Genomic DNA, 13,365 nt, shown 5'->3' with positions numbered 1-13,365 from the left:
TTGGCACAAAAGCTGCAAAGCCCCGTCCGGAAGCAGTTGCCCAGAGTCGCCCCCACAAATCAGGAGCCCCCGCGCATGAAGCCCATCGCCGCCGCCATCCGCGCCGCAGCCGTCGTCGCCACCGTCGCCACCGCCTTCCCGGCCCTGGCCCAGGAGGCCAACCCGCTGTCCTTCAACGTCAGCGTCACCTCCGACTACCGCTATCGCGGCATCTCGCAGTCGCGCCTCAAGCCCGCGCTGCAGGGCGGTGTGGACTACGCCCACGCCAGCGGCTTCTACATCGGCGCCTGGGCCTCCACCATCAAGTGGATCAAGGACAGCGGCGGTGACTCCGACGTCGAGATCGACACCTACGCCGGCTACAAGACCGAGGTCGGCGGCGGCGTCACCGTCGACGTCGGTTTCCTGCGCTACAACTACCCGAGCAACAAGCTCGCGACCAGCGCCAACACCAACGAGCTCTACGGCGCCGTCTCCTTCGGCCCCGCCACGCTGAAGTACTCGCACAGCGTCAGCAACCTGTTCGGCTTCGCCGACTCCAAGAAGAGCGGCTACCTCGACCTCAGCGCCACCTTCGACGTCGGCGGCGGTTTCACCCTGACGCCGCACATCGGCCATCAGAAGGTCAAGAACAACGGCGACTTCTCCTACACGGACTACTCGCTGACCGCCAACAAGGACTTCGAGGGCTTCACCTTCGGCCTGGGCTTCGTCGCCACCAACACCGACAACTACATCGGCGGCAAGGGCAAGGACCTCGGCAAGAACGGCATCGTGCTGTCGGTCAAGAAGGTCTTCTGAATCTGAATCCGGACGACGCGGCCGGCCCCGTCCCCCGCCCGGCGCGTCGCGCATCGAGGAGAAATCGTCATGAAACTGATCACCGCCGTCATCAAGCCCTTCAAGCTGGATGAAGTGCGCGAGGCCCTGAGCGCCATCGGCGTCCAGGGGCTGACCGTCACCGAGGTCAAGGGCTTCGGCCGCCAGAAGGGCCACACCGAGCTGTATCGCGGCGCCGAGTACGTCGTCGACTTCCTGCCCAAGGTCAAGATCGAGGCCGCCGTCGCCGACACCGTCGTCGAGCAGGTCATCGAGGCCATCGAGAACGCCGCGCGCACCGGCAAGATCGGCGACGGCAAGATCTTCGTCTCCCCGCTGGACCAGGTGATCCGCATCCGTACCGGCGAGACCGGTCAGGACGCGCTCTGATTCCCGCCCCCAAGACCCAACGAAAAGAGTCCCGACCATGAAGAAACTGCTCGCCTGCCTGGCCCTGGCCACGGCAGCCTTCACCAGCCTGGCCCCCGCGGCCATGGCGCAGGACGCGGCCTCCGCGCCCGTCGCCGCCGCCAGCGAGACCGCGGCCCCCGCCGCGGCGCCCTCGGCCCCGGCCATCGCGCCCGCCGCCTCGGCCCCCGCTGAAGCCGCCTCCGCTGCCGCCGCTCCGGCCCCGGTCCCCAACAAGGGCGACACCACCTGGATGATGGTCTCCACCCTGCTGGTGATCCTCATGACCGTCCCCGGCCTGGCGCTGTTCTATGGCGGCCTGGTCCGCAGCAAGAACATGCTGTCGGTGCTGATGCAGGTGATGGTGACCTTCTCGCTGATCGTGGTGCTGTGGGCCCTGTACGGCTACAGCCTGGCGTTCACCGAGGGCAACAAGTTCATCGGCGGCTTCGACCGGCTGTTCATGAGGGGCATCTGGGACAACGTCGCGGGCACCTTCGCCAACGGCGCGACGTTCAGCAAGGGCGTCGTGATCCCCGAGATCGTCTTCGCGGCCTTCCAGGCCACCTTCGCCGGCATCACCTGCTGCCTGATCGTGGGCGCCTTCGCCGAGCGCATCAAGTTCAGCGCCGTGCTGCTGTTCATGGTCCTGTGGTTCACCTTCAGCTACACGCCGATGGCCCACATGGTCTGGTTCTGGATGGGTCCGGATGCGTACACCTCCGCCGCGGTCGTCGATGAGATGAACGGCAAGGCCGGCCTGATCTGGCAATGGGGCGCGCTGGACTTCGCCGGCGGCACCGTGGTGCACATCAACGCCGCCGTCGCGGGCATCGTCGGCGCCTTCATGGTCGGCAAGCGCATCGGCTACGGCAAGGAAGCGTTCACGCCGCACAGCCTGACGCTGACGATGGTCGGTGCCTCGCTGCTGTGGGTGGGCTGGTTCGGCTTCAACGCCGGTTCCGCGCTGGAAGCCAACGGCTTCGCCGCGCTGGCCTTCATCAACACGCTGTTCGCGACCGCCGCCGCCGTGCTGGCCTGGTGCATCGGTGAAGCGCTGCTCAAGGGCAAGGCCTCGATGCTGGGTGCCGCCTCGGGCGCCGTGGCCGGTCTGGTCGCGATCACCCCGGCCGCCGGCAACGTCGGCGTCGGGGGTGGCCTGGTGATCGGCCTGGTCGCCGGCTTCGCCTGCCTGTGGGGTGTGTCGGGCCTGAAGAAGCTGCTGGGCGCGGACGACTCGCTGGATGTCTTCGGCGTGCACGGCGTGGGCGGCATCGTCGGCGCGCTGCTGACCGGTGTCTTCAACTCCCCGAGCCTGGGCGGCCCCTCGGCCGTCGGTGACTGGGTGACCGCCACCGCGATTGCTCCGGATGCCTACTCGATCGCCGCGCAGGTCTGGACGCAGCTCAAGGCCGTGCTGCTGACCATCGTGTGGTCGGGCGTGGTCTCGGTGATCGCCTTCAAGATCGTCGACCTGGTGGTCGGTCTGCGCGTCTCCGAAGAGGAAGAGCGCGAGGGCCTGGACATCACGTCGCACGGCGAGACCGCGTATCACAAGTGATCTGCCGATAAGACTTCAGTCTCCTGCAATGCTCAGGCCGCCCTTCGGGGCGGCCTTTTTTCTGGTGCTTCGATGTCAGGGCGAGATGCAGCCCGTGGGGGAGATGCCGCATCCGAGCAGCTCAAGACTGGCCGGGGGCGTTGCCCTGCCGTCCCACATGAGGTTGACGCCATCGATGTCGCGCTCGGAGACGCGAATATCGGCGGGCGTCAGGGCCCGCAGATGGACGCCGTGGAGCGACTCGAAGTACACGCGATGCTCCGCGACCATGACCGATGGCTCGTCCAGGTCGAAGTCAGTCGCCGGGATGATCACGCTGAAGTTGCCGGCCGGCTGATCGGCGCCGCCTGCCGTGGTGTGACCCAGCCCGAGCGCGTGGCCGAGCTCATGCCGCACGGTCAATGCGGCGAGCATGTTGGCGTACTCCCCGAGCGAGGTGACGTTGGCGTCGAGGACGCCGCGCTGCACCAGCTCGCTGTAGTTCAGCACGGCGCTCTCGACGATGTTGGACGGGGAGATCGTGATCTCCCGCGTGTGTGGAAGCACATTGGTCCAACCCAGCGTCGTGGATTGCGCCAGCGCGCCTTGGCGGATGCGAACACTCGGCACCTCGTCGCCCCGGACTTGTCGGACAGGCACACGGGATCGGTTCCATTCGGTCATGGCCTGGGTGATGAGGGGGCGGAGACTGAGGGTGATGGCCGTTGCTGGTGCGCTGTCGAGCGACGACATGTCGGCGACGCTGGAGGTGAAGCTGCCCATGGACTCGATCGACACCAGGAAGTTGCCATTCCACTTGTCACGAAATCGTGGGGTGCTTCCGTCGGCGCCGACCTCGCCGCGAATGGTGTGGACGTCGCGCCGGGCTGGGCTGGGCTGGGCGAATGCCTCGATGGCTGCGCCGGACAATCCCGCCGCGACCGTCATCTCCAGCGCTCGTCTCAAGACCTCGCGCCGGGCTAGGGATCGGATGGAAGTTGTCATGCCGGGCTCCTGGCAGTGAAGAAGAATTCAGTTGGGATCGTCCTCGCAATCGTTCTGCGCATCCGCGACAGTTCAGATGCCTCGAAAGCACAGGCGAGCCATCTCGGCCTCCCATGCGTTGCGCTTCCATAATCGGCGCACGATGCAAGCCACTCCCACCCCCGATCGCTGGCAGTTCTGGATCGACCGCGGCGGCACCTTCACCGACCTGGTGGGGCGTGCGCCCGATGGCGCGCTGCGCACGCTCAAGCTGCTCTCCGAGAACCCCGAGCACTACCGCGACGCCGCGGTCGAAGGCATCCGCCGGCTGCTCGGCATGAAGCCGGATGAGCCCATCACCGCCGAGCGCGTGGACTGCGTGAAGATGGGCACCACCGTGGCGACCAACGCGCTGCTGGAGCGCCGCGGCGACCGCACGCTGCTGGTCACCACGCGCGGATTCCGCGACGCGTTGCGCATCGCCACGCAAGCCCGGCCCAAGCTCTTCGAGCGCCACATCCAGCTGCCCGAGCTGCTCTATGAGCGCGTCATCGAGGCCGACGAACGCGTCGACGCGCAGGGCGTGGAGATCGCGCCGCTGGACGAGGCCGCGCTGCGCGCGGACCTGCAGACCGCCTTCGACGCCGGCCTGCGCGCCTGCGCGATCGTGTTCCTGCACGGGTGGCGCGCTCCCGCGCACGAGCTCGCCGCCAAGCGCCTGGCGCAGGCGATCGGGTTCACGCAGATCTCGGTCTCGCACGAGGTCAGCCCGTTGATGAAGCTGATCCCCCGCGGCGACACGACGGTGGTCGACGCCTACCTGAGCCCCATCCTGCGACGCTACGTCGACCAGGTCGCCGCGGAGATGCCCGGCGTGCGGCTGTTCTTCATGCAGAGCTCCGGCGGCCTGACCGAGGCGCGGCGCTTCCAGGGCAAGGACGCGATCCTCAGCGGCCCGGCCGGCGGCATCGTCGGCATGGTGCGCACCGCCGAGGCGGCCGGACACGACAAGGTCATCGGCTTCGACATGGGCGGCACGTCCACCGATGTCAGCCACTTCGCGGGCGAGTTCGAGCGCGCCTTCGACACCGAGGTCGCCGGCGTTCGCATGCGCGCGCCGATGATGAGCATCCACACGGTGGCGGCGGGCGGGGGCTCGGTGATCGCCTTCGATGGCGCGCGACTGCGTGTCGGGCCGGCGTCGGCCGGCGCGAACCCCGGACCGGCGAGTTATCGCCGCGGCGGTCCGCTGGCCACGACCGACGCCAACGTGATGCTGGGCCGAATCCAGCCGGCGCATTTCCCCAAGGTCTTCGGCCCGGGCGCGGATGAGGCGCTCGATGGCGAGGTCGTGCGCGCGCGCTTCGAGGAACTGGCCGGGCGCATGTCCGCGGCCGGCAAGCCGATGAGCGCCGAGGACGCCGCGGCCGGCGCGCTGCAGATCGCCGTGGGCGCGATGGCCAATGCGATCAAGCGGATCTCGGTCGCTCGGGGCTACGACGTCACGGGCTACACGCTGCAGTGTTTCGGCGGCGCGGGCGGTCAGGCCGCGTGTCTCGTGGCCGACGCGCTGGGCATGACGCGCATCCTGGCGCATCCGTTCGCCGGCGTGCTGAGCGCCTATGGCATGGGCCTGGCCGATCAGACCGCGATGCGCGAGGCCTCGATCGAGCGGTCATTGGACGGCGACGGCCTGGGCGCGGCCCGCGAGATCGCCGCGTCGCTGGCGGCGCAGGCGGGCGGCGAGCTGGTGTCGCAGGGCGTGGCCGAGGCGGACCTGCGCACGATCGCTCGGGCGCAGGTGCGTTATCAAGGGACCGACACCGCGCTGACCTGTCCGCTGCCGCTGGACGGGCCGGCGACGGCTGCGATCGCGGCGATCCGCGAGGCCTTCGAGCAGGCGTACCGGCGGCGTTTCGCCTTCCTGATGCCGGACCGCGCGCTGGTGATCGAGGCGGTGTCGGTGGAGGCGCTGGCGGCGGGCGCGTCGCTCGCCGCGGTGGACGGGGCGGCCGAGGCAGCCATCGCCAGCACGCATCGTCCCGAGCCGCTGGAGCGCGTGCGCATGTACTGCCTGGCCGACGACCAGCCCGCCGGCTGGCGCGACGCGGAGCTGCACCACCGCGAATCGCTGCGGCCCGGCGCGCGCATCGACGGCCCGGCGATCGTCGCCGAGCGCAACGCCACCACGGTCGTGGACGCGGGCTGGCGCGCGGAGCTGCAGTCCTCCGGCGACCTGCTGCTGACGCGGGTGCGGGAGCGCGCGCGCAGCCGCGCGCTGGGCACCGAGGCCGATCCCGTGGTGCTGGAGGTCTTCAACAATCTCTTCATGAACATCGCCGAGCAGATGGGCCTGCGGCTCCAGAACACGGCGCACTCGGTCAACATCAAGGAGCGGCTGGACTTCAGCTGCGCGCTCTTCGACGGGCAGGGCCAGCTGATCGCCAACGCGCCGCACATGCCGGTGCATCTGGGCTCGATGAGCGAGTCCATCCGCTCGGTCATCGCGCGCAACCCGGCGATGCGCCCCGGCGATGTCTACGTGCTCAACGACCCGTACCACGGCGGCACGCACCTGCCCGACATCACCGTCGTCACGCCGGTGTTCCTCGACGGCGAAGCCCGCCCCGGCTTCTTCGTCGCCAGCCGCGGCCACCATGCCGACATCGGCGGCATCACGCCGGGATCGATGCCGCCGTTCTCGCGCGACATCACCGAGGAAGGCGTGCTGATCGACAACTTCAAGCTGGTCGAGCAAGGCCGGCTGCGCGAGGCCGAGCTGCACGCGCTGCTGCGTTCCGGGCCGCATCCCAGCCGCAACCCGGCGCAGAATCTCGCGGACCTGCGCGCGCAGGTGGCCGCCAACGAGAAGGGCGTGCAAGAGCTGCAGGCCATGGTGGCGCAGTTCGGCCGCGCGACCGTCGAGGCCTACATGCAGCACGTGCAGGACAACGCCGAGGCCTCGGTGCGGCGCGTGATCTCGGTGCTCAAGGACGGCCGCTTCACGCTGCCGCTGGACAACGGCGCCCGCATCCAGGTGGCGGTGACGGTGGACGCGGCGGCGCGCCGCGCGACGGTGGACTTCACCGGCACCAGCGCGCAGCAGCCCAACAACTTCAACGCGCCCAAGTCCATCACGATGGCGGCGGTGCTCTACGTGTTCCGCACGCTGGTGGATGACGCGATCCCGCTCAACGCGGGCTGCCTCAAGCCGATCGACGTGATCGTGCCTGAGGGCTGCATGCTCAACCCGCGGTATCCGGCGGCCGTCGTCGCGGGCAACGTGGAGACCTCGCAGTGCGTGACCAACGCGCTGTACGGCGCGCTGGGCGTGATGGCCGCCGGCCAGTGCACGATGAACAACTTCACTTTCGGCGACGCGACGCACCAGTACTACGAGACGATCTCCGGCGGCTCGGGCGCGGGCGACGGGTTCCCCGGGACCTCGGTGGTGCAGACGCACATGACCAATTCCAGGCTGACCGATCCCGAGGTGCTGGAGTTCCGCTTCCCGGTCCGGCTGGACAGCTACACGATCCGGCAGGGCTCGGCGGGCGCGGGGCGCTGGCCGGGCGGCGAGGGCGGGGAGCGCCGCATCCGTTTCCTGACGCCGATGACGGCGTCCATCCTGAGCAACGGGCGGACCTCGGGTGCCTTCGGCCTGGCCGGCGGCGCACCGGGGGCGGTGGGCGAGAACGTGGTCGAGCGGGCGGACGGCCGCGTCGAGCCGCTGGGCCACATCGGCCAGGTCGAGATGGCGCCCGGCGATGTCTTCGTCATCCGCACCCCTGGGGGGGGAGGGTACGGCACCCCGTGAGGCCCCCCTTGAGTTGGGGCGGATAACCCCAATGTGGGCGTGCCTAGAATCAGAAGACCCGCCCCAAAGGCTGTCCAGGCGCCGCTCATCATGGTCCCTCACCTCATCACCGCCCTGACCGGGCCCATCAATGAACTGGAGCAGCGCGTGCTCGAGTCGATGCCGGCGATCGAACGCTGGTTCCGGCTCGAGTGGATGGAGCACACGCCGCCGTTCTACAGCTCGGTCGATCTGCGCAATGCCGGTTTCAAGCTGGCGCCGGTGGACACCAACCTGTTCCCGGGCGGTTTCAACAACCTGACCCAGGACATGCTGCCGCTGGCGGTGCAGGCGGCCATGGCGGCGATCGAGAAGATCTGCCCCGAGGCCAAGAACCTGTTGCTCGTGCCCGAGGCGAAGAATCGCGGCAGCTTCTACCTGTCCAACCTGGCCACGCTGGTGCGCATCTTCTCGATGGCGGGCCTGAACGTGCGGCTCGGCTCGCTGGACGAGTCCGTCAAGGAGCCCACCACGCTGGCGCTGCCCGACGGGTCCTCGCTGACGCTGGAGCCGCTGGTGCGCCAGCGCTCACGGTTGATGCTCAAGGACTTCGATCCCTGCACCATCCTGCTCAACGACGACCTGTCCGCGGGCGTGCCCGACGTGCTGACGCATCTGCATGAGCAGTACCTGCTGCCGCCGCTGCACGCGGGCTGGGCGCAGCGCCGCAAGAGCCAGCACTTCAAGGCCTACGAGGAAGTCTCCAAGAAATTCGCCAAGCTGCTGGGCATGGATCCGTGGCTGATCTATCCGCACTCGGTGGGCGTGGACGGTCTGGACTTCAGCACCGGCGCCGGCCTGGACGCGCTGCAGGCGCAGGTGGACGCGACGCTGACGCGCACGCGGCGCAAGTACAAGGAATACGGCATCCAGGAGAAACCCTTCGTCGTCGTGAAGCCGGACGCCGGCACGCATGGCCTGGGCGTGATGACCATCCGCGACGCCAAGGACCTGGACGTGCTGGCGATCAAGGCCCGTGACAAGCTGGCCAAGCTGGAGGGCGTGCCCGCGTTGTCGCAGGTGCTGGTGCAGGAAGGCGTCGTGACGCACGAGCGCATGCATGACGCCGTCGCCGAGCCGGTGGTCTACATGATGGACCGCTACGTGGTGGGCGGCTTCTACCGCGTGCACGCGGACCGCGCCGAGGACGAGAACCTCAACGCGCCGGGCTCGAGCTTCGTCCCGCTGGCGTTCGCGCATTCGTCGCACCTGCCCGCGCCGGGCGAGAAGCCGGGCGCGAGCGCGCCCAACCGCTTCTACATGTACGGCGTGATCGGCCGCCTGGCGATGCTCGCGGCGAGCTACGAGCTCGAGACGACCGATCCGGACGCCGAGGATTACGCCTGACGCCTACGCAGCGCGTCGGACAGGCGCGTCATCGCGTGGCGGCAGGCCCCACGCGTGGCATGCCAGGCGTGCTGCAGCGGTGCGGCCACCCGCACCGCGAGAAGTTGCCTGAATCGTCGCGCGCGGCTGGGTGCCGGGGGCTGCCGCTCGGGGAGCAGGGGGACGCGGGCCTCGCTCAGCGAGGTGGTCTGCGGTGGCGCCGTGGGTGGTGTCGGCGGCATCGGCGCGGGACGGGTCTTCGGTGTCAAGCGGCTCGCCGCCGCGCGATCTTCGGCCGTGATGCGTTTGCGCAGCGACTCGGTCGCGATGCGCTGGAGCAGCTCCTCGGACTTGGGCGGCACCGGTGGTTTCGAGGTCGGGCGTTGAGTCAGCGCGTCCAAGAAGTGCTTTTGCTTTCGCGGTGGAGGCGTCGGGGTGCTGGCACCCCCGGTGCAAGAAACGATCGGGGAAGGGGCGAGAGACATGGTTGCTGGCATGAGGACCTCCAGACACCGCGGGACCGTCCCGCGGAAGGGTCGATCAGTTGCTGTTCGCCGGGTCCGGTTCCGTTGACAACTGGATGTGCGCGATGAGGCCGCGAAGGCCCGCGCCGTGATCACTCGTCGCCGTCAGGAGAATTCGCGGCCTCGACCAGCCAATGCTTGAACCGTTCCACGGCCTCGACCTGCGCGTCGGGCAGATGCCAGATGCCCATCGGGCCGAAGCCCAGGTCGACCGGGTGCGGCAGGATGACGACGACGCCGCGTCGCGCGGCGACCATGGCCATGTCGTGCGCCATCACGGCCACCAGCGGCATGTCCCGCATCAGGCTGAGCGCGAGCATCGCATCGCCGCTCTCGATCAGGTCGGCCGGCGGCGCCAGGCCCATGTCCTGCCAGAAGCGGTCCATGCGCAGCCGCGTGCGGGTGCCGGGCAGGTGCCAGATCCAGCGTTGGCGGCTCAGCGCTTCCCAGCCCAGGTTCGGCGTGCCGGCCAGCGGGTGATGGGCGCTCATCGTGAGCACTTCGGGCTGCGGCACCAACGCGACGCGCGCCAGGCCCAGCGGCTCGTCCTGCGGCATCGCGCGCGCGACGACCAGGTCCAGCGTGCCTGCGTGCAACTCGGCGAAGAGCGATCGCAGCGCATGCGTGCGCACGCTGAGCGTGACGCCCGGGTTCTCGCGTTTCATCGCGGTGATCGCCCGCGGCAGCAGCCGGGCGAGCGCCGCATTGGTCGCGCCGACGCGGACCTCGCCTGAAGCGCCGCGCACCAGCGTCGCCACATCACCGGCGGCGCGTTGCACGTCCGCATCGAGCTTGCGCGCCAGCGCGAGCATCCGCCGGCCCAGCGCCGTGGGCAGCAGATGCCGGCCCTGGCGCAGGAACAGCGTCTGCCCGAGGCCTTGCTCCAGCTCCGCCAGCGTCTTGCTGACGGCCGGTTGCGTCACGTGTAGCCGCTCGGCCGCCGCGCTCAGCGTGCCGGTGTCATGCAATGCCAGCAGCACCCGGGCATGCCGCAGCGACATGCGGCGCAGCACGAAGTGTTCGGCGGACTCCTGGGACGGTGCTGCGGGCGGGGTCATGGGCCGGAGTATCCCGTGCGCGTCTGCGTCGTTGTGCGTCAGCCGTCTCGTTGGCCGGGAAGGCGGCGCGGCAGTAGAAGTGGAACGCGCACAGCGCGCCGAGGTCCATGTCGCTGAACGACGCGTGCGGCGCGAGGTCCACGCAGGCCTGGATGACCGCCCGCTCGACGTCCTCGTGCAGCAACCCGGCTTGCGCCTGATCGAGCAGCCGCCCCGCGACCAGGAGCGTCTCCTGCAGCCAGGATCCGAAGGGCGCGTAGACCTTGACCGCCTGATCATGGCGCTTGATCTGGCGGATCAGGCGCAGCAGGTCATGCAGGTCGCCGGGCGCCAGCGTGCCGTCGATCAGGCCCACGGTGACCTCCGGCGGGCGGTGCAGCGGCAATGCGCTGGGCCGCGCCTGCAGATGCAGCCCGTGGCCCTCCGATGCTCGCAGCACCAGACCCACCGGCGGTTGATCCACCGGCGGCGTGCCGAGCTGAAGGGCCAGCGCCTGCGGGGCCTGCCGGTGACGGGCGGTGTCCAGCAACGGGACCAGGCGGCCCCCGGTGAGCTGGAAGGCCTCCAGCGCCTCGCGCGCCCGGTGGTGGGCGCGTTCAGCGGGAGACGTGGAAGACGGGGGAGCGGCGTTGAAGGGGAGCCAGCGGGACAGGGACGGCAACAGGGACGGACGGGACATGCGACAGGAACAGGGTTCCGCGGGACCTCCCCGCGGTTCGGGGCGGTCAGTGGCCACGTCCGGGAGCCGGGACGGGGGTGTCGTGTCGAGCCGGGCGCCGGTTTCATGGGAATTTTCCGGGCTCAAGCGCAACCGCCGCCTGCCGTCAACCCCGCCCCCGCAACGGCGGGAGGCGGCCATTGACGCACCGCACAATGGAAGGCAGACAATACGCACTTTCGACTTCCGGCGGCCCGGGTGGCCGCCGCGCCCTTCGTGAGTTCACACAATGCGCCCCGCTCGCCGGCCGTCCTGGCCGGTCTGACCATCGGCGCCCTCGGTGTCGTCTACGGCGACATCGGCACCAGTCCCCTCTACGCGCTGAAGGAAGTCTTCCACGGCGCGCACGTCCCCATGACGCACGACAACATCCTCGGGGTGCTGTCCTTGCTGTTCTGGACGATGACCGTCGTGGTCTCCTTCAAGTACGTGCTGCTGATCCTGCGCGCGGACAACAACGGCGAAGGCGGCCTGATCGCCATGCTGGCGCTGGCCACGACGGCGGTCCGCGAGAAGCCGACGCTGCGCCGCGGGCTGATGCTGGTGGGGCTGTTCGGGACGGCGATCTTCTTCGGCGACGCGGTCATCACGCCGGCCATGACGGTGCTCTCGGCGGTCGAGGGCATCGAGGTCTACGCGCCGCAGTATCACGACGCGGTGGTGCCGATCTCGCTGGTCGTGCTGGCGGGGCTTTTCGCGGTGCAGCGTTTCGGCACGGCCGGCGTGGGCAAGGCTTTCGGGCCGGTGATGCTGGTGTGGTTCACCTCGCTGGCGCTGCTGGGCATTCCCAAGATCGTCGGCAATCCGCATGTGCTGCAGGCGCTCAACCCGATCTGGGCGATCGAGTTCTGCACGCATTACGGCTGGATCGCCTTCGTGGCGCTGGGCGCGGTGGTGCTGGTGGTGACCGGCGGCGAGGCGCTGTACGCCGACCTGGGCCACTTCGGCAAGCAGCCGATCCGCATCGCCTGGTACAGCTTCGTGATGCCCGCGCTGACGCTGAACTACTTCGGCCAGGGCGCGCTGCTGCTGGACCGCCCCGAGGCGATCAAGAACCCGTTCTTCCTGCTCGCGCCGAGCTGGGCGGAGATCCCGCTGTTCGTGCTGGCCACGCTGGCGGCGATCGTGGCGTCGCAGGCGCTGATCACGGCGGCCTTCTCGGTGACCAAGCAGGCCGTGCAGCTGGGCCTGCTGCCGCGCATGCGCATCGTGCACACGTCGGTGCGCGACACCGGCCAGATCTACGTGCCGTTCGTGAACTGGGGCCTGTTCGCCTTCGTCGTCGTGGCGGTGGCGTTCTTCGAGTCCTCCAGCAAACTGGCCGGCGCCTACGGCGTGGCCGTCACGATCGACATGACCATCACCACGGTGATGACCTTCTTCGTGATCCGCTTCGGCTGGCGTTATCCGCTGTGGCTGTGCATCGCGGCGACCGGCGTGTTCTTCGTGATCGACGCGACCTTCCTGGCGTCCAACCTGCTGAAGGTCCTGCACGGCGGCTGGTTCCCGCTGCTGATCGGCTTCGGCATGTTCACGCTGATGCTGACCTGGAAGCAGGGGCGTCGGCTGCTCTCGGACAAGCTGCGCGAGGACGCGATCGACCTGAAGAGTTTCCTGGAAGCGGTGTTCATCAACCCGCCCACGCGGGTGCAGGGCAGCGCGGTGTTCCTGTCGGCCGAGCAGGGCGTGACGCCCAACGCGCTGCTGCACAACCTCAAGCACAACAAGGTGCTGCACGAGCAGAACCTGTTCGTCAGCGTCAAGCATCACGAGGTGCCGTGGATCGGCTTCGAGAGACGCGTCGAGGTGGAGAGCCTGGACAACGACTGCTGGCAGGTGACGCTGCACTTCGGCTTCAAGAATGAACCCGACGTGCCGGACGCGCTCAAGCTGCTGGAGCAGCGCGGCGTGCACCTGGACGAGATGGAGACGAGCTACTTCCTGTCGCGCGACATCGTGATCCCGACGATCGGCTCGGGCATGGCGCTGTGGCGGGAGAAGCTCTTCGCCAGCATGCACCGCAACGCGGCAGCGGCGGCGGACTTCCTGCACCTGCCCACCAACCGCATCGTGGAGCTGGGCTCCAAGGTCGAGATCTGAGGGCGCGCGGTCTGCGCCGCGCACGGTCTTGC

10 protein-coding genes are annotated in these 13,365 nt (G+C 69.0%); 6 read left to right on the top strand and 4 right to left on the bottom strand.

The annotated features are described in order from the left end of the window. The first annotated feature begins 75 nt into the window (after positions 1-75). The 3 genes from ACNI65_RS21610 to amt all read left to right on the top strand — a co-directional run bounded on the left by ACNI65_RS21610 (position 76) and on the right by amt (position 2,788). Positions 76-801, top strand: a complete 726-nt coding sequence (locus ACNI65_RS21610; RefSeq protein WP_416759289.1) for a TorF family putative porin — start codon at positions 76-78, stop codon at positions 799-801. Between the two features lie 69 nt (positions 802-870). Next, a complete protein-coding gene (gene glnK, locus ACNI65_RS21605) occupies positions 871-1,209 on the top strand; it encodes a P-II family nitrogen regulator (protein ID WP_416759287.1) in 339 nt (112 codons plus the stop codon). Positions 1,210-1,246: 37 nt separating this feature from the next. Further along, entirely contained in the window at positions 1,247-2,788 is a 1,542-nt protein-coding gene (gene amt / locus ACNI65_RS21600) for an ammonium transporter (protein ID WP_416759285.1), read from the top strand. Between the two features lie 75 nt (positions 2,789-2,863). On the opposite strand, the gene ACNI65_RS21595 is transcribed toward amt, so the two are convergent. Continuing rightward, entirely contained in the window at positions 2,864-3,772 is a 909-nt protein-coding gene (locus ACNI65_RS21595; RefSeq protein ID WP_416759284.1) for a hypothetical protein, read from the bottom strand. A gap of 142 nt (positions 3,773-3,914) precedes the next feature. On the opposite strand from ACNI65_RS21595, the gene ACNI65_RS21590 reads away from it, so the two are divergent. Next, entirely contained in the window at positions 3,915-7,568 is a 3,654-nt protein-coding gene (locus ACNI65_RS21590) for a hydantoinase B/oxoprolinase family protein (protein ID WP_416759281.1), read from the top strand. Positions 7,569-7,658: 90 nt separating this feature from the next. Beyond that, a complete protein-coding gene (gene gshA / locus ACNI65_RS21585; protein ID WP_416759280.1) occupies positions 7,659-8,954 on the top strand; it encodes a glutamate--cysteine ligase in 1,296 nt (431 codons plus the stop codon). Here the strand turns inward: gshA and ACNI65_RS21580 are convergent. From ACNI65_RS21580 to ACNI65_RS21570, 3 genes are all read right to left on the bottom strand, one after another. Further along, positions 8,945-9,334, bottom strand: coding sequence for a hypothetical protein (locus tag ACNI65_RS21580; protein WP_416759279.1), 390 nt, complete (start codon positions 9,332-9,334; stop codon positions 8,945-8,947). The genes gshA and ACNI65_RS21580 overlap by 10 nt on opposite strands. Before the next feature lie 215 nt (positions 9,335-9,549). Continuing rightward, the gene (locus ACNI65_RS21575; protein ID WP_416759278.1) at positions 9,550-10,515 is read right to left on the bottom strand and encodes a LysR family transcriptional regulator; all 966 of its coding nucleotides are present in this window, start codon (positions 10,513-10,515) and stop codon (positions 9,550-9,552) included. After that, positions 10,418-11,194 (bottom strand): hypothetical protein, encoded by a 777-nt coding sequence (locus ACNI65_RS21570; protein WP_416759277.1) that lies wholly within the window; start codon positions 11,192-11,194, stop codon positions 10,418-10,420. The genes ACNI65_RS21575 and ACNI65_RS21570 overlap by 98 nt, the downstream gene beginning before the upstream one ends. Positions 11,195-11,449: 255 nt before the next feature. Here ACNI65_RS21570 and ACNI65_RS21565 point away from each other — a divergent pair, with 255 nt between their 5' ends. Beyond that, positions 11,450-13,333, top strand: a complete 1,884-nt coding sequence (locus tag ACNI65_RS21565; RefSeq protein WP_416759275.1) for a potassium transporter Kup — start codon at positions 11,450-11,452, stop codon at positions 13,331-13,333. Positions 13,334-13,365: the final 32 nt, after the last annotated feature.

It is taken from the genome of Roseateles sp. So40a (genome assembly GCF_048081605.1).
Lineage (GTDB): Bacteria > Pseudomonadota > Gammaproteobacteria > Burkholderiales > Burkholderiaceae_C > Roseateles.
The sequence above is the reverse complement of the archived record's forward strand: the minus strand, read 5'-3'. Positions and strand labels throughout refer to the sequence as shown.